Source organism: Paractinoplanes globisporus DSM 43857 (genome assembly GCF_000379645.1).
GTDB lineage: Bacteria > Actinomycetota > Actinomycetes > Mycobacteriales > Micromonosporaceae > Actinoplanes > Actinoplanes globisporus.
In genome coordinates, this window is record NZ_KB903296.1 from 259,516 (window position 1) to 278,392 (window position 18,877).

Here is an 18,877-nt window from a genome sequence, read left to right on the forward strand (position 1 = left end):
AAACTTTAAACCGTACGGTCAAGTTTTGGAAGGGGTTAAAGTTCCGGAACCGGGAACCGATGAGGCTGTCTGATGTCCGCGAACCCCGGTGACCAGACCCCCGCGCCGCCTCAAGGCCGCGCGTGGCTGTGGTTTCTGCTGGCCGGAACGGCGTGCGCGGTGGCGTACATCGTGCTGCCGCAGAACGAGCTCACGAACTGGATCTTCCCGGCCGTGAACACCAGCGGCGCGGTGGCGGCCGTCGTCGGCCTGTCCCGGAACAAGCCGCGCAATCGGCCGGCCTGGACGATGCTGGCGGCGGCCCTCTCGCTGTCGGCGATGGGGGACATCATCTTCGCCGGCTACGACGTCTTCCACGCCGAGCCGCCGTTCCCGTCGGTCGCCGACGTGCTCTACATCGCCGCCCACCTGCTCGCGGCAGCGGCCGTGGTGCGCCTCAGCCACCACGCCGGCCGGGACAGCATGCTCGAGGCCGGGGTCCTGACCGTCCCGCTCGCGCTGCAGTACTGGATCCACATCATCAACCCGATCCTTCAGGACGGCGGCAACGGGCTCGCCGCCGTGCTGGTCGCGGTCGGCACGCCGGTCGGCACGCTGATCGTGCTGTTCGGCGCCCTGCGCGCCGGGCTCAGCATGGAGATGCGCAAGATGCCGGCCCGGCTGCTGGTGGCCGGCATGGTCGCCTGGTTCCTGCCGGACGCCTACTACGCCGCGGCCAGCCTCAACGGCACGTACGTGAGCGGCGGCTGGATGGACTTCGGCTGGATGCTGATGCCGCTGCTGCTCGGCGCGGCCGCCCTGCACCCGCAGATGCCCCAGCTCAACGTCCCGCTGCACGTCTCCAGCAACATCCTCAGCGTCCGCCGCTACCTGGTGGTCATCGCCGGCGTGCTGGCCTTCGACGCGTACGCGGCCTTCACCGCGAACGGCCCGGCGCGGCTGGTCGGCCTCGCGGTGCTGATCTCGGCGACCCTGGCCGCGATCCGCATCCGCCGACCGCTGTCCGACATGGGCCGGCGCGCGACCCAGGACGGGCTGACCGGCCTGCCGAACCGCACCGAGCTGCTGCGCCGGCTCACCTTCGCGCTCGCCGAGCTCCCGGCCGACGGCAGCAGCAAGGTCGCGCTGCTCTTCTGCGATCTGGACCGCTTCAAGGACGTCAACGACAGCCTCGGCCACGCGGCCGGCGACCGGATGCTGGTCACGATCGCCGAGCGGATCGTCGCCACCGTCCGCGACAACCACGACCTGGTCTTCCGGCTCGGCGGCGACGAGTTCGTCATCCTCATGCCCGGCGCCACCGACGAGGACACCGACGCGGTCGCCGAGCGACTGGTCACCACGTTCACCGAACCGATCATGATCGACGGAATCGAGCTCTTCCCGTCGGTTTCGGTCGGCGTGCGTACGACCGACGACTTCCGCGCCGACCCCGACGCGCTGCTGCGCGACGCCGACACCGCGATGTACCAGGCGAAGACCGGTGGCCGCGGCCGGGCCGAGCGCTTCGACGACCGGTACGCGGCCGAGGCCAGCGCCCGCCTGCGGCTCGACACCGAGCTGCGGCACGCCCTGGCCAACGACGAGCTGGTCGCCTTCTACCACCCGGAGATCGACCTGGTCAGCGGGCGGCTCTACGCGCTGGAGGCGCTCGTGCGCTGGCAGCACCCGGAGCGCGGGCTGCTGCCGCCGGACGAGTTCGTGCCGCACGCCGAGACGCACGGGGTGATCGGCCAGCTCTTCGAGCGGGTCCTCGACCAGGTGCTGGCGGCGCAGGACGGCTGGCTGGCCGAGTTCGGCTGGCGGCCCACGGTCGCCGTGAACGTGTCGCCCCGGCAGCTCACCGACGGCCGGCTGGTGCCCTCGGTGCTGGCCGCGCTGGCTGCACACGACGCACCCGCCTCCGCGCTGATCCTGGAGGTCACCGAGACCGCCCTGGTCGACGAGGCCGTGCTCACCGGCACCCTGGCCGAGCTGCGCCGGAACGGCGTGGCCGTCGCCGTCGACGACTTCGGCACCGGCTACTCCTCGGTGTCGCGCCTGGCCGACCGCCACTGGGACGCCCTCAAGATCGATCGCAGCTTCGTCACCGGCATCGCCGACGACCCGGCCCGCGAGGGCGTCGTGCACGCGATGCTCGCCCTGGCCCGCGCCCTGCGCCTGCACGTGATCGCCGAGGGCGTCGAGGACGAGCCGACCCTGGCCAAGCTGCGCGACCTGGGCTGCGACGCCGCCCAGGGCTACCTGTTCACCGTTCCGGTCGCCGCCGACGAGATCAGCCGGATGATCGCCGTCTCTCCCGAGTGGAACCCCGAAGCGGTCACGAGCGCCGCCTAGCGGTCCTAGCGCGCCTCGAGGAACGCAAGAACGGCCAGCACTCGCCGGTGATGGTCGTCCGTGTCCGGAAGCGCCAGCTTGGTCAGCACCGCGCGCACGTGCTTCTCGACCGTGCCCTCGGTGATGAACAGCCGCCGGGCGATGCCCGCGTTGGACTGGCCCTCGGCCATCTGGGACAGCACCTCGCGCTCGCGGGCGCTGAGCGCGGCGAGCGGATCGTTGCGGCGGCGGGCGCTGACCAGCTCGGCCACGACGCCGGGATCGATCACCGAGCCGCCGTCGGCGATCCGCTGCAGGGCGGCCAGGAACTCGGCGACGTCGGTGACCCGGCTCTTCAACAGGTAGCCGATCCGGCGGCCGCCCGCCAGCAGCTCCATGGCCTGCTCGACATCGGCGTACGCGGAAAGGACGAGGATTCCCGTGTCGGGCAGCTCCTTACGCAGCTGGCGGGCGGCCTCGAGCCCCTCGGTGGTGTGTGTCGGCGGCATGCGCACGTCGGACACCACGAGGTCGGGCTTGTGGCGGCGGGCCAGTTCGAGCAGCTCGGCGCCGGTGCCGGCCTGACCGAGCACGACCAGTCCCGACCGGTCGAGAAGGCTCGCCAGCCCCTCCCGCAGCAGGACGTCGTCCTCCGCCAGCACCACCCGCAGCCCGATCACCCCAGCATTAAATACCGGCTAGCCGGTAGTGCGGAGTCGGGTTGGCCTCGATGTGCCGCACGGCGCTTTTCGCGAGGCTATGAGCATGTGTACGCATCACCCGCAGTGCCCGCCGGTCGATCAGCCCGGCTGGGAGACGGCGTGCGTTCTCGTCCGGCACGCCGACCTCGGCTGGACCATGCTCTGCAACGGCGCGATCGTTCTCGACCGCGCCGTCACCAATGTCATCCCACTGCCGAGCCGGCCTAGGCGGCTCCCGGCTCTCGCGGCGTGAGCCGCAGCACCGGCATCTCGCGGTCGGTCTTGCGCTCGTAGCCCGCGAACTGCGGCGAGGCGGCGGTGATCCGGGCCCAGGCCGCCTCACGCTCCGCGCCCGCCAGCTGGGTCGCGATGACCTGCACCGTGCGTCCTTGGACCTCGATGGTCACCTCGGGCTGCGCGGCGAGGTTGAAGTACCAGGCCGGGTTGCCGGCGGCGCCGTTCGCCGAGGCCACGATCAGCCAGGAGCCCTCCCCGCCGGGGAACCAGCGGACGGGCGTCTGCCGGGGCTCGCCGGACTTGCGGCCGACCGTGCTGAGGATCAGCATGTTGCTGCCCTCGCCCGAGCGGCGGATCTTGTTCATGGTCATCTTGTTTGCCCAGCTCAGCAGCTTTCCTCGCGGCTGACGGGCGCCTCGCGTCCCCCCGCGGGTGGTCTGGAACCCCAACGCGATCTCCTCGCTGTGTATGGCCGGGTGCGGCCGTCTCGCCGTGACTGTGCTCAATCTTTGCGCGTTCAAGAGATCATTGCGCGTACGCGAGACATTTGGGCCGCACCCGGACCGCGAATTACTCGCCGGACGGTGCCGTCAGGGTCACGCCGAGGCCCACCGGGGTGCCGAAGTTCGGGGTTCCGTCGGCGTTCCAGGTGAACTTCTGGGCGCGGGTCGATCGGTTCAGGTCGCAGTTGCCGGCCGAGTTGGTCGTCGCATGGTAGACGATCCAGTCCTCGGTGCCGTCCGGCGACTTGAAGAACCCGTTGTGGCCCGGGCCGTAGACGCCGGCCGCGTTGTTGCGCTGGAAGACCGGCGTGGACGACTTCACCCAGGACGACGAGTTGAGCGGGTCGCCGCCGTTCCAGATGAGGATGCCCAGCTTGTAGTCGGGCGTGGAGCAGTGCGAGGCGGAGAACACGATGAACGTCTTACCACCGTGCTGTAGGACCTCGGCGCCCTCGTTGACGGCGCCGCCGACCGTCTCCCAGCTGTAGGTCGGCGTGGACAGCAGGTGCCGGGTCCCGGCCGTGGTCCACGGGTTGGACAGCTCGCGGATGAAATTGGGCTGCGAGCCGTTGTAGAACGTGCCGAGCAGGTACAGCTTGCCGTTGAGCTGCAGGATGCTCGGGTCCAGCTCCCACGTGTTGTTCTGCGTCGGGTCGAGAAGGTCGGCCTTGAACGTGTACGGCCCCATCGGATCGGTCCCGGACGACTCGAGCACGTGGATGCGCTGCGTGCCCAGGTTGTACGGCTCCTGACCGGCCACGTAGTACAGGTACCAGCGCTGCCCGTTCGGCCCGGTGAGCAGGTGGAACTCGGGCGCCCACATGGTGCCGGCGCCGTTCGGCCGGGTCAGCGTGAAAATGGTCTGATCGGTCGCCGACGCGAGCCCGCCCAGCGTCGCCGACTTGCGCATCGTGATCTTGTTGTTCCAGGTGGTCGTGGCCAGGTAGTAGAAGCCGTTGTAGTAGGTCAGCCAAGGGTCAGGCCCTTGTACCTTCAGCGGGTTCGTAAAGGTTTTGGTAGTACCACCGCCACCGCCCGGGGTGGCGCGCCAGACCCGCGAGGCGGCCGTGGTGCAGGGCAGCTGAACGAGCCCGGTGTTGGCCGCCGCCGAGTCCCCGGCCGGCGCGATGCACTTTCCCGAGTGGACGGCGGCGAGGTTGTACGTTCCCGTGCCGACCGGCCGCAACTGGAATCGTTGGTTGTTCTGACCATTGCAGGGCCACTGGATGATCTGCGCGTTGTCCGCGGTGCTGACCCCGTACACGTCGATGCAGTTGGCGCCGGAAGGCGTCGTGATGGTGTACGTGTCGGAGCTGCCGGCGACGAGCGTGAAGGTGAACGACTGCCCGCAGGCCGCCTGGGTCAGCTGGAGCGCCGCCGTGTTGGCGCCGCCCGGGACGGTCACGCAGAGCCCGTTCGCGGTGTTGGCGATCGTGCTGGCCGCGGCGTCGGCCCGGCCCGGCTGGACGAGGATGACGAGAGCGAGGGTGGCGAGGACGGCCGTTGTCCTGCGCAGGAATCGAGGTTTGGACATGCTGCTGCCTCCGAGGGGGACGGGAGGTTGGAACCGACGGGGGTGGGGAGGCACCCGGCGGTCATTGGTTCCGAGCAGGTTGCGAAAACCTTTTCAGGACCATACCAGCGCATGTGAATTCGTCAATCAGACCATTTCCCGAAACCAAAGCCGAAAAGGTTTCGGTCAGTACGCCTTGGACGCCAGCACGCAGCCGGCCACCCCGAACCCGTGCAGGATCTTCTCCGGGCTCCCGTCACGGTGGACAGGCACCCAGTCCTCGAGGAAGCGGCACCACTCGTCGAGATCCGTCTTCCACAGCTCCAGGAAGGTCTGGCAGAGCCAGTGGGTAACGTCCGCGCTGCGACCGCGTGCTGCCTTGAGCGAGAGCCGCATCCGCTCGTGCTCGGGTTTGTCCCCGAGCTTCGCGATGAGCAGCTCGATGAACGTGCGGCGCTGGAAGAGGAAGTCTCCCCAGAAGCCGTTCCCCGCGCTGTCCATGCGCTTGCCGGTGTCGAGCAACCAGAAAAGCCCCTCGGCGAGGGTGTCGCCGAACTCTTCGGCGGCGGCCCGCGCGGGATTGACGAACGGGTCGAACTCGCGCTGGCGCATGGACCCAGCCCGCGCGGCGCGGAACGGAACGCCGTCACCGATCAGGAACAGCCAGTCCTCGTTGTAGACGTTCGGATAGAACGACCTGGTCCGGAGCGCGTCAACGATCATCGCGCCGCCACCGATGAACGTTTCCTGCCTGCCGCCGAGCGCTCGGTAGGCGTGACAGACCACAGAGTTGTCCTTGAACCCGCGGTTGGCCAGGCCGACAGCGCGGTAGCGATCGACAAGCCCGGCCGCGCGGTGCAGCGTCTTGGGCTCGTTGACGTGGATGTCGTCGTCCAGGAACAGCACCCTCCGCCAGTTCGATCCGCGCGCCAGGACGAGCCCGAGGTTGCGCTTCAGGCTGAGGTCGCTGCCGCTGCCGAACCCTCGCGCCCACAGCAGGCGGTCGGTGGCGAACGACGGCAGCAGGCTCGCGGTCGACGGGGCGACGTTCACCGCCAGCGCGCGCGCACCCTCCTCATCGGCGAGATCTCGCGCCTGCTCGGCCGAGGCGTCCCGGCTACACAGGGCGATCACCGGGCAGTCGATCGCCTTGCCCAAGCGCATGGCGTGACGGAGGGCCCGGACCGGCCGCGCTGTCGGCACAATGATCGCGTCCAGGCGGGATGGCGGTGCCCCATCCTCGTCCGACAGCTCCTCGTCCTTCAGCAGCTCCGCGTGTGACCCGTGGTGGAGATCCTTGGCCTCGACGGCCGGCTCGTACACGAGCACGCCTACGCCTCCGGCCAGGTGTGCAGCACGGTTTCCGGGTCCGTCCAGTCGGGGGTCGTCGCGACGCCGTTCAGCACCTGGACCCGGAACAGCAGGCTGAAGGTGTCGCCGCGGAATCGCTGCGCGAGATAGTCGGAGTTCTTCTCGCGGAAGACGTCATGCGTAAGGGTGCGCACGGCTCCGTACACTCCGCTACCGTACATGCCGTTGCATACGGTAATTGTGCGTTCCCGGTTCATGGGATTCGGCGCCCGGAAAAAATGACCGACGTCCTGGACCAAGACTCGGCCACCTCCGCGATCTTCGAACTCAGGTACGAACGGCTGCGTTTCCCCCTCGTCAACGACCTCGAAGCAACCGCGACTCGGATCGGCGTCGTCCGAAACTTGACGTACCGGCACCGGGGTCAGTCGCATGGCTTCCTGGGTCGCCTCGTTCCAGTCGATGCCGCCGAGCAGCACGACGTGGGCGGTCCAGTCGTCCTCCACCATCTCGGAGGCGCCGACGAACCGGACGTTCAGATCGGGATTGACCGCGCGGATATGCCCGTGCAACTCCATGAGGGAGTCGAGGTCGGCGAAGCGGGAGAGTTTTGGCCGATCCGGATCGTTGGTCGCGGGGGGTGTCTCACCGCCGCGCTCGGCGCAGACGATCACGACGGGTCCCACCTTGTAGTGCCACGGGCCACGGCCGACGATGCTAGGGGGTGACGTCGCCACCTCTATCTCCGGGGCCTCCCCGTTGCTGACGGCCGCCGAACGCAGGGAGAACAGCTCGGCCTCGAGCTCGGCCCGCGCCGCCGCCTCGTCCGCCGTCAGATCTTGTTCGCTGATCAGCCGGTAGGGCCGCGTCGAGATCGAACGCCGGGTGCTGAAGAACGTCAGGATGGCGTTGAGCCTGTCCTCCGGTGGGGGCGTCGGGTCGGAGGTGCGCTCCCACGACGAGATCAGCTGGACACTCGCCTTTTTCCGCCCGCTCAACGCCTCGGCCAGCTCGGCCTGGGTGATGGAGACATCCGGCCACCTCGACTTGCGCAGTTTGCGAAGTCGCTCGGCCAACGCTCGGCCGTGGTTGGTGGCAGCGGGCACTCCGGCACCTCCAGAAAAATTCACTGTACTACAACTGAACCGGTATATCGCAGTCTGCCAGGTGGCGGAAAGGCGTGTAGCAGGCACGCCGTGGCATGAGTGAAACTCGCCGCGGCAGTCCTTCAGGTTCCACTTTTCTCCTGCCGTTGCCCTGAAGAACTCCACTAACTTACAGTGCTTGTACTACTACTACAGGTAGATCGTGGTGTAGAGCCTGGATCGACGTGTAGGGGGGTCCGCGATGGGCCGGCCGAATCCGCTGAGCGCATGGGCGCCGCGTGCGCCACCGACGACAGGGCGCCCCAGGCCGTTGCCCCGGCCGGAGGCGCCGCTGAGATGGGGCGGTCCCGCTGACAGTCGATGCAGAAAGGCCCACCCATGAAGACCTTATTGCCTTCCCTCTCCGAAGCAATCCCTCCAATCGGCGACACGGCCTACCTGCACGCGGTAGGGGTCGCGGTGGCTGAATGGCTCGCCCTGGTCGCCGTTCTCTCCATCGCCGGAGCGTTCGTCCTCGTCACCTTCAAGATCATCCACAATTTCACCGAGTCCCGGCCCATGGCGCTCTACGTCACGACGATGCTCGTGGCGACGGTGACCGTGATCGGTCTGCTGAATCGCTGAGGTCCCCCGCGCTGCTGTCGCTCCGCCCATCGACAGCAGCGCCGCGTAGCGGCACGATCACCCAAGGCGAGCCGGGGAGGCCTGTGGTGGGGGACCTGCTGATTCGAACTGCCTCGGACGACGATGTCCGCACTCTCGTCGAGGACAAGGACGATCGGCATTACTTCCTCGACCACCTCGGCAACGGCCGGGGGATCCTGCTCTTCGCCTTCCTGAACGACGTCTTCGTCGGCCGCATCTTTCTCCGCCTGGAGCCGGCCGAGGAGCCGGAACTGCGGGACGGTCTGCCGGGCGTTCCCCTTCTCCAGCACTTCAAGGTGCGCCAGGAGCATCGAGGGTCCGGTATCGGCCGGCGGCTGCTCCGGGACGCGGAACAGCGCCTGTCCGACCAGGGTCATCGCCGCGTCGCGCTCGCGGTCCACCCGGAGAACAAGCGGGCCATCAAGCTGTACCGCCGGCAGCGATATCGCGCGTGGCGCAAGGGCGTCCTGACCACCTATGTGGAGCGCGTCGTCGACGGCGGCCGGACCGTGCGCCTAGAGGAACCGTGTCTGGTCTTCGTCAAACGCCTGGGAGTCTGGGCGATGATGACTCCATGCGGGTGGTCGTGGAGGAGACGTACGCACTGAGCTTTCCCGACGGGACGCCCGTGCGGGCCGCCTCGGCGATCGTGGCGTTCGGTGGGGGATGGCTGGTGGCGCAGGATGACGCCACGCATGCGGCCTGGCTTCGGGGCGGGCTCGTCACGCCGGTTCGGGTGGTGGAGGCGATCGACGGGCTCGAGGTGTTCAGCGAGGTCGCCGGCACCAAGCATCTGAAGCCGGATTTCGAGGCGGCCTGTGCGGTGACCGTGGGCGGCGTCGAGGCGGCATTGCTGTTGGGCTCGGGGTCGTCGCCGGCGCGGATGAGGGCGTCGCTGCTGCGCCTGGATGCGGCCGGGTCCCCGTGGGCGAAGATCGCGGATCTCACGGCGGTCTATCACGCGGTGGCGGAGGCGATGGGGCTTCAGGTCGACCAGCTGAATCTTGAGGGCGCCTGCGTGGTCGGCGACCGGCTGCGGTGGTTTCAGCGGGCCAACGTGGCCGCCGGCGCGCCGACGGTCTGCGCCGACGTCGAGCTGGACGATCTGCTGGCCGCGGTGATGGGCCGGACCAAAGATATAACCATTAAAGCGACACAAAGGTACGACCTCGGCACCGTTGACGGCGTCGCGCTCGCGGTGACCGACGCGATCGCCGTCGAGGGCAATCGCGTCCTGGTCAGCGCCGTCGCCGAGGACACGCCCAACGCGATCGACGACGGGCCGATCGTGGCCGCCGCCCTCGCCCTCCTGGAGGAGGACGACGACGGCGAAGACGGCAGCGTCCGCGACCTTGCCGAAATCCCGAAAAATCCGGACAAGACGCCGCCCAAGATCGAAGGGCTCGCGATCAAGGAGTCGACAAAAAACGGCGTACGGGTCGTAGCGGTCACCGACGCCGACGACCCGACCGCCCCCTCGGAGCAGCTGACGCTCCGGGTTTACTGGTAACTCACGCGGTGACGGCGAAACCGCCGGTCCACGAGATCTGCTCCCGCGCCGCCAGCGTGATCTGCAGCAGCGCGAACGCCTCCAGCTCCCGAGCCCGCTTCAGCGATCCCGCGTCCACCGCCTTGAGCCCGCCCGCGGTGACGACGTCGCTGAGCAGCGCCTTCGCGTCGGCGTCGTCGCCCGCGATGAGGACCGTCGTCGTGCCCTCGCCGATGCTCCCGGACGCCAGCGTGGCGCCGAAGTTCGTGTTGAACGCCTTCACGACCCGCGCCGACGGCAGCGCGGCGGCGATCTCGGCGGCCGCGGAACTGTCGGCGGGCACGGTCAGCCCGTCGAAGGTGGTGAAGTCGATCGGGTTGGTCAGGTCGACGACGACCTTGCCGGCGAGCTGGTCCGCCCGCGAGGCCAGCACCGAGGCGAGCGACGAGTGGGGAACCGCGAGCACCACGATCTCGCCGGTCACCGGCTGATCGCCGCTCGACGTGTTGAGCTGCTCGACGGTGTGCCCGCCCTTGGCGGCGAGGCCGGCGATCGCCTGGCCCATCGTGCCGGTGCCGATGATGCTGATGTGCGCCATGATGACCTCCAATTGGTTGTAGCAACAACTATCGCAGACAAGCCAGGTTGTAGCAACAACCAATTGCCCTGTCAGAATGTGATCGTGAATACGCGATGGCTCGACCGGGGGGAGATGGCGGCCTGGGTGCGGATGGCCGCCGTGCTGGAGCTGCTGCCCGCGGCGCTCGACGCCCAGCTGCGGCGCGACGCCGGACTGACGCACTTCGACTACTTCGTGCTGGCCATGCTCTCCGAGGCGCCCGGCCGCACGCTACGGATGACCGCCCTGGCCGAGCAGACCGCCTCGACCCTCGCCCGCCTCTCGCACGTGGTGCAGCGGCTGGAGGGCCGCGGCCTGATCGAGCGTTTCCCCTGTCCCGAGGACCGGCGGGCGACGAACGCCCGGCTCACCGAGGCCGGCTGGGAGAAGGTGGAGGAGAGCGCGCCGGGCCACGTCGACACCGTCCGGGAGTACGTGATCGACGCGCTCACCCCGGAGCAGGTGACCCAGCTGGGCGCGATCGCCGACGCGATCCTGCACCGGCTCGACCCGGACGGCGCCCGTTCGGAGATCTACGAGAGGTACGACCGATGAACGGACCCTGGTGGCGGGACGCGGTGATCTACCAGGTCTACCCGCGCAGCTTCGCCGACTCGGACGGCGACGGCGTCGGCGACCTGCCCGGCGTGATCGCCCACCTGCCGTACCTCGCCCGGCTCGGGGTCGACGCGATCTGGCTCAACCCGTTCTATCCCTCGCCGCAGGCCGACGCCGGCTACGACGTGTCCGACTACCGCGACGTCGAGCCGCTGTTCGGCACCCTCGCCGACGCCGACGAGCTGATCGGCACCGCGCACCGCCTGGGCCTGCGCGTCGTGGTCGACCTCGTGCCCAACCACACCTCGTCGGCGCATCCGTGGTTCCAGGCCGCGCTGGCCGGAGACAAAGAGGCCCGCGCCCGCTACATATTCCGCGACGCGCCTGACCGGGAGAAACCCAACGGCTGGCAGTCCGTCTTCGGCGGCTCCGCGTGGACCCAAGCCCCCGACGGCTCGTGGTACCTGCACCTCTTCGACGCCGAGCAGCCCGACCTCGACTGGACAAACCCCGAGGTGGTCGCCGAGTTCGAGAGCATCCTGCGGTTCTGGCTCGACCGCGGCGTGGACGGCTTCCGCATCGACGTGGCGCACGGCCTGCGCAAGGATCCGTCCCTGCGCGAGCTGCCCGAGGGCCTCGACCCCGAGCTTCCGGTGCACGTCGCGCAGGCCGGCCACCCGTTCTGGGACCAGGACGAGGTGCACGAGATCTGGCGGGGCTGGCGGCGGGTCCTCGACGCGTACGCGGGCGACCGGGTCACCGTCGCCGAGGCCTGGGTCTACGACTTCGCGCGCCTCGGGCTCTACCTGCGCCCCGACGAACTGCACACGGCGTTCAACTTCGCATTCCTGGTCGCGCCCTGGGACGCCGCGGCGTTCCGCAAGGCCATCGACGACACCATCGCGGGCCTGGCCACGGTCGGTGCCCCGGCCACCTGGGTGCTCTCCAACCACGACGTGGTCCGGCACCCGAGCCGTTACGGCGGCGGCGAGACCGGGCAGCGCCGGGCCCGGGCCGCCGCGCTGCTGATGCTGGCCCTGCCCGGCGGCGCCTATCTCTACCAGGGGGAGGAGCTGGGCCTCGAGGAGGTCTGGGACATTCCCGACGACAAACGACAAGACCCCAATTTCCTGCGTACGGGGGGAAGAGAGCGCGGCCGGGACGGGTGCCGCGTGCCGATCCCGTGGTCCGGAACATCCCCGCCGTTCGGTTTCAGCCCGCCCGGCGCGGCCGCACCGCCCTGGCTCCCGCAGCCCGCCGAGTGGGCCCGCCAGACGGTCGAGGCCGAGACGCCCGAACCCGGCTCGATGCTGTCGCTCTACCGGGACGCACTGGCCCTGCGTCGCGAGCATCTCGGCGACGGCGGCCTCGAATGGCTGGCCGCCGACGACGACTCGGTGCTGTGCTTCCGGCGTACGCCCAAAGGGGTTGTTTGTGTGGTCAACACCGGCCCGTCGCCGGTGCCCCTGCCCGCGGCGGTCGAGGGCGCGGAACTGCTGCTCGCGAGCGCCCCGATCGAGGGATCGCTGCCCGGAGAGGCGGCCGCCTGGTTCCGGCCCCGACGCGCATAATGCGCGGGTGGACATGAACGAGGTCAACAACCGCGTCATCACCCAGTTCCGCGCCGGCGGCGAGATCGACGGCATGCACCGCGACCGCCTCCTGCTGCTGACCACCACGGGCGCCCGCACCGGCGGCACGCACACCACGCCGATGATGTTCCACCGCGACGGCGACCGCGTCCTGGTGATCGCCTCCAACTCCGGCGCCCCGAAGGACCCCGACTGGTACCGGAACCTCGCCGCGCACCCCGAGGTGACCGTCGAGATCGGCGACGAGTCCTACGCCGCCACCGCCACCCCGCTGGCCGGCGACGACTACGCCCGCGCGTGGACCGGGATCAAGGCGGCCTACCCCTTCTTCGCCGACCACGAGGCCAAGGCCGGCCGCGAGATCCCGGTCGTCGCGCTGACCCGGGCCGGCGCCTGAGGCGTCAGCCCGGGAACATGTGATCGGCGGCGATGCGGCCGCCGGCGTCGAGGATCAGGAACTCGGTGCCGCCGCCGACGACCTCGCCCTTCTGCACCGACTCCCACCGGAACATGACCGTGTCCCGAATGCGGCGCGCGTCGCCCGGGGACCGGAACGTGAACCCCTGCCCGGCGACGAAGTCGTCGTACGCCGCGGTCACGCGCCGCTCGATCGCGTCGTGCCCCGCCGCCTCGAAGATCACGCCCACGCCCAGACGGTCGGCGGCGGCGCGGGCCTCCTCCGGGGGTTCCAGCAGGTGGACGCCGTCCGGAGCCCAAAGCTCCTCGATGATTTTGCGGCGCATTGCCGGGTCGGGCTCGACCCACATCGTGACGTACCGGTCGGCCAGGGCGTTCGGGTCCAAGAGTGTCATGACTTCCTCCGGCTGGTAGATAGAACGACTGGTCTACTCATTAGATAGAACGGTCGGTCTACCGTCAACCCCTTGGTGGCAGTGACGCGCTCGCGGTCGCCGGGGGAGACAATGCCCGGGTGGATTCGGCACGTCAGGGCGCGGCCGGTGGGTGGCGGCGCTTCGCGGTGATTGTCGCCGTCGTTGCGTATGCGCTGGTGGCGGCCTTGTGCCGGCCCCTGACCGGTGTCGCGCTCGGCGCCGTTCTCGTCGCCGGAGTTCCGCTGTCCGGGGTCGGCGTGTTTCGTCGGCCGCGGCGGGCGGAGCCGGTCGGCCGGCGGTCGGTGGCCTTGTGGCTGGGCCTGGGCGTGCTGGCCGGGGCGTTCGAGCTCGGCGTCCGGCTCGGCCCGGACGATGCCGCACACCCGACGCTGAGCACGCTCGCGGATCCGGCGCTGAGCACCTACCCGGGCCGGGTGCTCGGTTATCTGCTCTGGATCGGCGCCGGACTGTGGCTGGTGAGCCGATGACGCCGCGCGCCGCGATCATCGCGTGCTTCGCCACGATCCTGGGTCTCGTGGTCGCGGCCGACCTGTTCGCGCGGCGGGCGGGATCGGGCGTACGGCCGCTGTCCGCCACGCTGGCCGCGGCACTGCGCCCGCGAGCCGGGCGCGTTCTCATCCTCGGCGCCTGGCTCTGGCTGGGCTGGCATTTCCTGGCCCGATAGCGCCAGGCCGGTCAGTGGCCGTAGTTGTCGAAGGGGACCGTCCAGTCGCCGATCCCGTTCCAGATCTGCAGTGGCCGCGGGCTGTTCCGGATGTCGACCACGTCGCCGATCACGAAGTTCTCGTAGACCCACTTGGCGTCGGAGACGCTCAGGTTGACGCAGCCGTGCGACAGGTTCGCCCGGCCCAGCGAATGGTTCCACGGGGCCGCGTGCAGGAACTCGCCGGAGTAGGTGATCCGGGTGCAGTACTCGATGTCCTCGGCCCCGTAGTAGTTCGGGTCGTTCGGGTCGGTGATGCCGTAGCTGGCCGAGCTCATGCTGTGCACCCGCTCCTTGGACAGCACGACGTGCGGTCCGCCCGTCGTCCAGTAGCTGATGTGCTCGCCGTTGGAGCCGGTGGTCGAGCCGCCCTTGCCGAGGCTGCACTTCATCGTCCGGACGAGCTTGCCGTCGATGTAGACCTTGGTCAGATGCGCCTTGTTGTCGGTGATCGCGATCAGCTGACGCCCGACGGTGAAGCGGGTGGACGCGTTCTTCCCGCCGTACACGCCGTTGCCGAGCCGGACGCCGAACATGTTGACGTCCACCGTGATCGACGTACCGCCGCTCCAGTACTTGGCCGGTCGCCAGTGAACGGTCTTGCCGTCCGGCCAGTAGAACTTGCCCTTGACGGCCGGCGACGTCGTGATCTGGATGGCCTTCTCCGCCGCCGCCTTGTTGACGGCGCGGCTGAAGGCGATGATCACCGGCTGGCCGGCGCCGTACGCGTGGCCCTTCTTGATCGAGCTCATCCCGTTGGCCCGGAAGGTCGCCTCGACCAGGTGCTGCGGTTTCGCCGTGCTGAAGCTGGACGTCTTCTCCGTCGCCACCCCCGAGCTGTCGGCGGCCGTCACGATCACCCGGTACGTCTTGCCGTAGGCCAGGTTGCCGGTGGAGCGCCAGGTCCCGTCGGCCTGCACGGAACCGCTGACGACCGTGCCGCCGGAGGTGACGGCGACCGTCCGCAGCTCGCCGGACTGGACGGCGACCACGATCGGAGTCGCCGGGGACACCGCGGTCGCCCCGCTGCCCGGGGTCACACTCAGCCGGACCGGCGCGACCGGCACGACCGGGGCGCCGCCCTTCTCCTCCCGGCCCGCCGCGGCGGCGGTTCCGGCGCTCGCCGAACCCGACGCGGAACCACCGACGGTCGCCAGCGTGGCGGCAGCGCCCAGTGATCCGATGATGACCTTGCGTCGCTCAATCATGGTTCTCGCAATCGAGGGGGTCCGGCCGACACCATCATGGCCGCAAATGACATGACGTGGCTGGGGCCGGAAAAGTTGCATGCCGAGTCGATCTTTTCGCCGAGTCCCAAGATTCACCGCCGTCGAGGCCGGGGTGGCGCGACTGATGAGGTCCTCGGGCCGGCGGTCGTCATGGGTTAGTTCGACTGATCTGTCGGGTCGCGTGGCCGCTTCCTACCGTCAGTTCAGCAATCGCCCTCTACCTACGGGGAGGTTTTCCATGAAACTGCTGCAAGGGCGAACCCGTCGACCGTTGCTGCTGGCCAAGGTGGTTGGTGCGACCGCCGCGATGTTGCTGTCCGGCGTCGCCGTGGCCACGACCGCCACGCCGGCGTCCGCGGCATCGTGCCAGACCAAGGCCCACGTCTACAAGACCGACCAGTCGCCGTGGAGCATCCGGTACGAGGACGACGCGGCCGACCGGCCCGCCGACGACTACCAGAACTTCGGCAACTCCAACGGCCAGACCTTCACGGTGTTCTTCCGGCTCGGCGGCAACGGGCTGCTGCGGGACTCCATCCCGAGCTGGGACGTCCGCAGCAACACCGGCACGCAGTTCACGCTGTTCGGCAACAAGGCCGGGTCGAACTGTGTCGCCAACGAGCGGAACTTCTCCCGTGGAGCCGGAGTCCCCGGTGAGATCTGGACCGTCACCGCGAACTACAACGGGGGCAACAGCGGCGCACTGATCCGCAATCAGACGCACTTCCGCATCATCTTCGTGGAGGCGCCGCCGGTCGATCCGCCCGACGACCCGTGCTACCCCTACTACTGCCTGTGACCAACGCCCGGGGACAAAGTGGCAGTCGCATGCGAGCCGGCATGCGACTGCCGCCGTCACGAGTCCGTACGACGGCCGATGTCGAGCAGGTCGCGCAGCTGATCGCGCCGGGTGACGCCGAGCTTGACGTAGGCGCGGGCGAGGGTGTTGTTCACAGTGGGCACGGCCAGGCCCAGCCGTCCGGCGATGTCCTTGCTGCTGTGCCGGCCCGCGAGCAGGGCGACCTGCCACTCGCGCGGAGTCAGCAGCTCTTGGAGATCGTCCTGGGCCAGCAGGGGTGTACGGGCGCCCGGGCACGAGGCGCGCAGCGCCGCCACCTTGGCGGCGACGATGCCGGCCTGGCCCCGGCGCCCGGCGCGGCGGAGGATGCCACCGGCGACCGTGGCCAACTCGGCGGCGTGCAGCCGGTAGCCCCGATCGCCGAGCACGTCGGCGGCCCGGAGGAGGGCGGCCGGGTCTCCCTCGGCCAGAGCGCACGTGGCCGTGTGCGCGGCGCCGGCCGGTGCCGAATCAAAGGAAGGCGCCCGGCCGCCGAGGCGCACGGCGTCGAGGCGGGCCATCGCCGCCACCACCGGCATCGCCGCCGCCTCGGCCCGATCGGCGGCACCGGCGGCCAGCTCGGCCGCACCGGCGGTGTCGCCGCCCGCGTGGGCGACCCAGGCCCGCCAGGTGCCGATCCAGGGGGCGAACAGCTGATTGGTGCCGTTGTCGAGCTTGTCCGACCGGGCCAGCCGGTCGGCCGCGGTCTCGTGGTCCCCGCGCAGGGCGTGGACCCACGCCAGCGCGGCCAGGCAGCAGCGGCGCAGGCGGAACGTGTCGTTGCGGTCGAACCCGGCCAGGGCCTCGGTCAGCAGCGACTCGGCGCGGTTCACGTCGCCCCGCGTGGCGGCGACGATGCCGCCGTATAGCGCCCAGCCGCTGACCATCATGGGCGCCCCGCCGCCCAGGGCGGCACGGTACCCGTCCGCCGCGATGCCGGCCGCGATCGCGGGATGCCCACCGGCCAGGTGAGCCAGGCACGCGCCGAGCTCGATCTGGAACTTCCCCCAGGGCAGGGCGCCGGCGTGCGCTACGGCGATCGCGTTCCCCCGCCGGCGAAGCGCCTCGGCCTCGTCGACCCGGCCGAGAAAGCCGAGCGATGCCGTGGCCGACGCGGCGGCCCACACCAGGCCCTGCGGATGGCTGTCCGCGCGGTCGAGCACGCCGTACGCCGTCGCGACCGCGTCCGCGCAGCGACCGGCGAAGCAGAGGAGGAACGCGCGGGCGCCCTCGATCGTGGAGTGCCCCCGCGCGGCGTCCAGCGTGTCGAGGGCGGCGGCCAGATCGCCGCAGGCCCAGTAGAGCCAGTCCGCGCGGGCGACCGCCCAGCGAACCCGCTCCGCCTCCGCGGGTGGCGGCGCCGCCGGCAGCAGGGCGGCGGCCTCGTCGCTGCGCCCCTGGTACTCCAGGATCTCGGCCAGCAGCCAGTCGGCCGCCGCGCTGGGATCGGCGTCGCGGGCGGCCCGGGCCAGGCGCTCGGCCAGCACCAGCCCGGCCCGCCCGATGGCCAGCCGGGCGCCGGCCCGGACGAGATCGGGCCGCACGATCAGGCCGGACTCCACCTGCCAGAGCGCGGCCCGCAGCGGGTCGTCGTGCCGGCGCAGCGGCGTGCTCAGCAGCTGCCCGGCCAGCTCGCGGTACACCTGCCGGGACCGTGCGGCGGGCATCCGCGCGCGCATGACCTCGCCGAACACGGGATGATCGAGGCGGGCCTCGATCCGGGCGCCGGCCGGCTCGCACACCACCAGACCGCTCTCCTCGGCGGCGGCGACCGCGGCCGGGCCGGCCACCCGCTCGAGGAAGCCGAGCGGGACCGGCTCGCCGCAGGCCACCATCTCGACCGCCCGACGGGTGCCGGGGGCGAGCCGGTCCAGCCGGGACGCCACCAGGTCGGTCAGCCCGCCCGGCAGCGCACCGTGCAACAACTCGCGCAGAGCCAGCGGGTTCCCCCGGGCGACCGTGTGCAGCCGGCGCCGCTCGGCGACCCCGATCGCGCCGGCCGTGTCGTGGTCGATCAACCGGTCGATCACCGCGTCCGGCAATGGGGACAGCTCCAGGACCGACGCCTCGCCGTCCTGGATCAGCCGGGCCAGGCAGTCGGCCATCTCGTTCCCCCGCACCGTGAGGACGGCGAACGCCGACCGCGCCCGGACCAGCCCGGCGATGACCGCGCTCGAGCCGTCGTCCAGCAGGTGCGCGTCGTCCACGCCGATGGCTACGGCCGGCCGCCCACCCCACCGGGCCACCCGCGAGCTGATCATGCGGACCAGGCCGACCGGCGTGACCGGCGGCGGGGGTTCCTCGGGCAGCAGATGGGCCAGCGCGCCGAACGGAATGCTCGCCGCCGCGCGGGTCGCCGTGATCCATTCCGTGCGGCCGCGCAGGCCGCAGAGCGCCTCCCGGGCCAGTCGCGTCTTGCCCACACCGGCGGCGCCGAGCAGCAGCACGGCGTTCACCGCCGAGCCGGCGAAGGCGTCGCGCACCACGCCGAGCTCCGGTTCTCGTCCCTCGAACGGCCAGTGACGCATCCCGTGCCGCCTCCACCTCTGTCGGCTACGACCAATTCGTGCCGCGACGCGGGAGGGATCGGGGTGGTGACGTGACGGTACGCATGGTGCAACCTCCGGCCTACCCGGCGACACGGCAAAAGGGGTGGCCCGGGA

Annotated in this window: 20 protein-coding genes; 11 read left to right on the forward strand and 9 right to left on the reverse strand. The window is 70.2% G+C overall.

The genetic code is table 11. The features are described 5' to 3' along the window. The first annotated feature begins 72 nt into the window (after positions 1-72). Entirely contained in the window at positions 73-2,337 is a 2,265-nt protein-coding gene (locus A3CQ_RS52275) for a putative bifunctional diguanylate cyclase/phosphodiesterase (RefSeq protein ID WP_020510900.1), read from the forward strand. 5 nt (positions 2,338-2,342) lie between these two features. On the opposite strand, the gene A3CQ_RS0110545 is transcribed toward A3CQ_RS52275, so the two are convergent. Further along, positions 2,343-2,987, reverse strand: a complete 645-nt coding sequence (locus tag A3CQ_RS0110545; RefSeq protein WP_370657607.1) for a response regulator — start codon at positions 2,985-2,987, stop codon at positions 2,343-2,345. A 94-nt stretch (positions 2,988-3,081) separates the two neighbouring features. On the opposite strand from A3CQ_RS0110545, the gene A3CQ_RS52280 reads away from it, so the two are divergent. Then, entirely contained in the window at positions 3,082-3,270 is a 189-nt protein-coding gene (locus A3CQ_RS52280) for a DUF5999 family protein (protein WP_157295646.1), read from the forward strand. Here A3CQ_RS52280 and A3CQ_RS0110555 read toward each other — a convergent pair. From A3CQ_RS0110555 to A3CQ_RS0110570, 4 genes are all read right to left on the reverse strand, one after another. Beyond that, on the reverse strand, positions 3,242-3,619 hold the full coding sequence (locus A3CQ_RS0110555; protein WP_040432143.1) for a nitroreductase family deazaflavin-dependent oxidoreductase: 378 nt from the start codon (positions 3,617-3,619) through the stop codon (positions 3,242-3,244). The two genes, A3CQ_RS52280 and A3CQ_RS0110555, sit on opposite strands and share 29 nt — an antisense overlap. Positions 3,620-3,824: 205 nt before the next feature. Then, positions 3,825-5,291: a family 43 glycosylhydrolase gene (locus tag A3CQ_RS0110560; protein ID WP_020510904.1), complete on the reverse strand. Its 1,467-nt coding sequence runs from the start codon at positions 5,289-5,291 to the stop codon at positions 3,825-3,827. Between the two features lie 165 nt (positions 5,292-5,456). Next, on the reverse strand, positions 5,457-6,599 hold the full coding sequence (locus A3CQ_RS52285; protein WP_020510905.1) for a hypothetical protein: 1,143 nt from the start codon (positions 6,597-6,599) through the stop codon (positions 5,457-5,459). Between the two features lie 2 nt (positions 6,600-6,601). Continuing rightward, positions 6,602-7,687 carry a helix-turn-helix domain-containing protein gene (locus A3CQ_RS0110570; protein WP_026205535.1) on the reverse strand — a complete coding sequence of 362 codons (1,086 nt, stop codon included), beginning with the start codon at positions 7,685-7,687 and terminating at the stop codon, positions 6,602-6,604. Positions 7,688-8,065: 378 nt separating this feature from the next. Between A3CQ_RS0110570 and A3CQ_RS60650 the strand changes: the two genes are divergently transcribed. From A3CQ_RS60650 to A3CQ_RS0110585, 3 genes are all read left to right on the forward strand, one after another. Then, positions 8,066-8,311: a hypothetical protein gene (locus A3CQ_RS60650; RefSeq protein ID WP_169516268.1), complete on the forward strand. Its 246-nt coding sequence runs from the start codon at positions 8,066-8,068 to the stop codon at positions 8,309-8,311. Between the two features lie 86 nt (positions 8,312-8,397). Beyond that, positions 8,398-8,940, forward strand: a complete 543-nt coding sequence (locus A3CQ_RS52290) for a GNAT family N-acetyltransferase (RefSeq protein WP_157295648.1) — start codon at positions 8,398-8,400, stop codon at positions 8,938-8,940. After that, a complete protein-coding gene (locus tag A3CQ_RS0110585; protein WP_020510909.1) occupies positions 8,907-9,842 on the forward strand; it encodes a DUF6910 family protein in 936 nt (311 codons plus the stop codon). Before A3CQ_RS52290 ends, A3CQ_RS0110585 begins: the two co-directional genes overlap by 34 nt. Before the next feature lies 1 nt (position 9,843). Here A3CQ_RS0110585 and A3CQ_RS0110590 read toward each other — a convergent pair whose 3' ends face one another. Beyond that, positions 9,844-10,419 (reverse strand): NADPH-dependent F420 reductase, encoded by a 576-nt coding sequence (locus A3CQ_RS0110590; protein ID WP_020510910.1) that lies wholly within the window; start codon positions 10,417-10,419, stop codon positions 9,844-9,846. Positions 10,420-10,503: 84 nt separating this feature from the next. Between A3CQ_RS0110590 and A3CQ_RS0110595 the strand changes: the two genes are divergently transcribed. The 3 genes from A3CQ_RS0110595 to A3CQ_RS0110605 are packed head-to-tail and all read left to right on the forward strand — an operon-like array spanning position 10,504 to position 12,987. Further along, complete coding sequence (locus A3CQ_RS0110595; protein WP_040432148.1) at positions 10,504-10,995, forward strand: MarR family winged helix-turn-helix transcriptional regulator; 492 nt, start codon at positions 10,504-10,506, stop codon at positions 10,993-10,995. Further along, positions 10,992-12,569, forward strand: a complete 1,578-nt coding sequence (locus A3CQ_RS0110600) for a glycoside hydrolase family 13 protein (protein WP_020510912.1) — start codon at positions 10,992-10,994, stop codon at positions 12,567-12,569. The genes A3CQ_RS0110595 and A3CQ_RS0110600 overlap by 4 nt, the downstream gene beginning before the upstream one ends. Positions 12,570-12,582: 13 nt before the next feature. After that, positions 12,583-12,987 (forward strand): nitroreductase/quinone reductase family protein, encoded by a 405-nt coding sequence (locus A3CQ_RS0110605; protein ID WP_020510913.1) that lies wholly within the window; start codon positions 12,583-12,585, stop codon positions 12,985-12,987. Positions 12,988-12,991: 4 nt separating this feature from the next. On the opposite strand, the gene A3CQ_RS0110610 is transcribed toward A3CQ_RS0110605, so the two are convergent. Beyond that, on the reverse strand, positions 12,992-13,402 hold the full coding sequence (locus tag A3CQ_RS0110610; protein WP_020510914.1) for a hypothetical protein: 411 nt from the start codon (positions 13,400-13,402) through the stop codon (positions 12,992-12,994). A gap of 119 nt (positions 13,403-13,521) precedes the next feature. Here A3CQ_RS0110610 and A3CQ_RS0110615 point away from each other — a divergent pair, with 119 nt between their 5' ends. Both A3CQ_RS0110615 and A3CQ_RS0110620 read left to right on the forward strand, forming a co-directional pair. Beyond that, positions 13,522-13,911 (forward strand): hypothetical protein, encoded by a 390-nt coding sequence (locus A3CQ_RS0110615; RefSeq protein ID WP_020510915.1) that lies wholly within the window; start codon positions 13,522-13,524, stop codon positions 13,909-13,911. Next, positions 13,908-14,108, forward strand: coding sequence for a DUF6186 family protein (locus A3CQ_RS0110620; protein WP_020510916.1), 201 nt, complete (start codon positions 13,908-13,910; stop codon positions 14,106-14,108). Before A3CQ_RS0110615 ends, A3CQ_RS0110620 begins: the two co-directional genes overlap by 4 nt. A gap of 11 nt (positions 14,109-14,119) precedes the next feature. Here A3CQ_RS0110620 and A3CQ_RS0110625 read toward each other — a convergent pair whose 3' ends face one another. After that, entirely contained in the window at positions 14,120-15,355 is a 1,236-nt protein-coding gene (locus A3CQ_RS0110625; RefSeq protein WP_020510917.1) for a L,D-transpeptidase, read from the reverse strand. A 259-nt stretch (positions 15,356-15,614) separates the two neighbouring features. Between A3CQ_RS0110625 and A3CQ_RS0110630 the strand changes: the two genes are divergently transcribed. Then, entirely contained in the window at positions 15,615-16,175 is a 561-nt protein-coding gene (locus A3CQ_RS0110630; RefSeq protein ID WP_157295651.1) for a hypothetical protein, read from the forward strand. 56 nt (positions 16,176-16,231) lie between these two features. On the opposite strand, the gene A3CQ_RS0110635 is transcribed toward A3CQ_RS0110630, so the two are convergent. Continuing rightward, entirely contained in the window at positions 16,232-18,742 is a 2,511-nt protein-coding gene (locus tag A3CQ_RS0110635; RefSeq protein ID WP_020510919.1) for a helix-turn-helix transcriptional regulator, read from the reverse strand. Positions 18,743-18,877: the final 135 nt, after the last annotated feature.

Bases quoted from the DNA above. Each gene is read 5' to 3' on its own strand.
- A3CQ_RS0110625 (WP_020510917.1), bottom strand. From the start codon at position 15,355: ATGATTGAGCGACGCAAGGTCATCATCGGATCACTGGGCGCTGCCGCC.
- A3CQ_RS60650 (WP_169516268.1), top strand. From the start codon at position 8,066: ATGAAGACCTTATTGCCTTCCCTCTCCGAAGCAATCCCTCCAATCGGC.
- A3CQ_RS0110555 (WP_040432143.1), bottom strand. From the start codon at position 3,619: ATGAACAAGATCCGCCGCTCGGGCGAGGGCAGCAACATGCTGATCCTC.
- A3CQ_RS52280 (WP_157295646.1), top strand. From the start codon at position 3,082: ATGTGTACGCATCACCCGCAGTGCCCGCCGGTCGATCAGCCCGGCTGG.
- A3CQ_RS0110590 (WP_020510910.1), bottom strand. From the start codon at position 10,419: ATGGCGCACATCAGCATCATCGGCACCGGCACGATGGGCCAGGCGATC.
- A3CQ_RS0110635 (WP_020510919.1), bottom strand. From the start codon at position 18,742: ATGCGTCACTGGCCGTTCGAGGGACGAGAACCGGAGCTCGGCGTGGTG.
- A3CQ_RS0110630 (WP_157295651.1), top strand. From the start codon at position 15,615: ATGAAACTGCTGCAAGGGCGAACCCGTCGACCGTTGCTGCTGGCCAAG.
- A3CQ_RS52275 (WP_020510900.1), top strand. From the start codon at position 73: ATGTCCGCGAACCCCGGTGACCAGACCCCCGCGCCGCCTCAAGGCCGC.
- A3CQ_RS0110605 (WP_020510913.1), top strand. From the start codon at position 12,583: ATGAACGAGGTCAACAACCGCGTCATCACCCAGTTCCGCGCCGGCGGC.
- A3CQ_RS0110560 (WP_020510904.1), bottom strand. From the start codon at position 5,291: ATGTCCAAACCTCGATTCCTGCGCAGGACAACGGCCGTCCTCGCCACC.
- A3CQ_RS0110620 (WP_020510916.1), top strand. From the start codon at position 13,908: ATGACGCCGCGCGCCGCGATCATCGCGTGCTTCGCCACGATCCTGGGT.
- A3CQ_RS0110600 (WP_020510912.1), top strand. From the start codon at position 10,992: ATGAACGGACCCTGGTGGCGGGACGCGGTGATCTACCAGGTCTACCCG.
- A3CQ_RS0110585 (WP_020510909.1), top strand. From the start codon at position 8,907: ATGCGGGTGGTCGTGGAGGAGACGTACGCACTGAGCTTTCCCGACGGG.
- A3CQ_RS0110610 (WP_020510914.1), bottom strand. From the start codon at position 13,402: ATGACACTCTTGGACCCGAACGCCCTGGCCGACCGGTACGTCACGATG.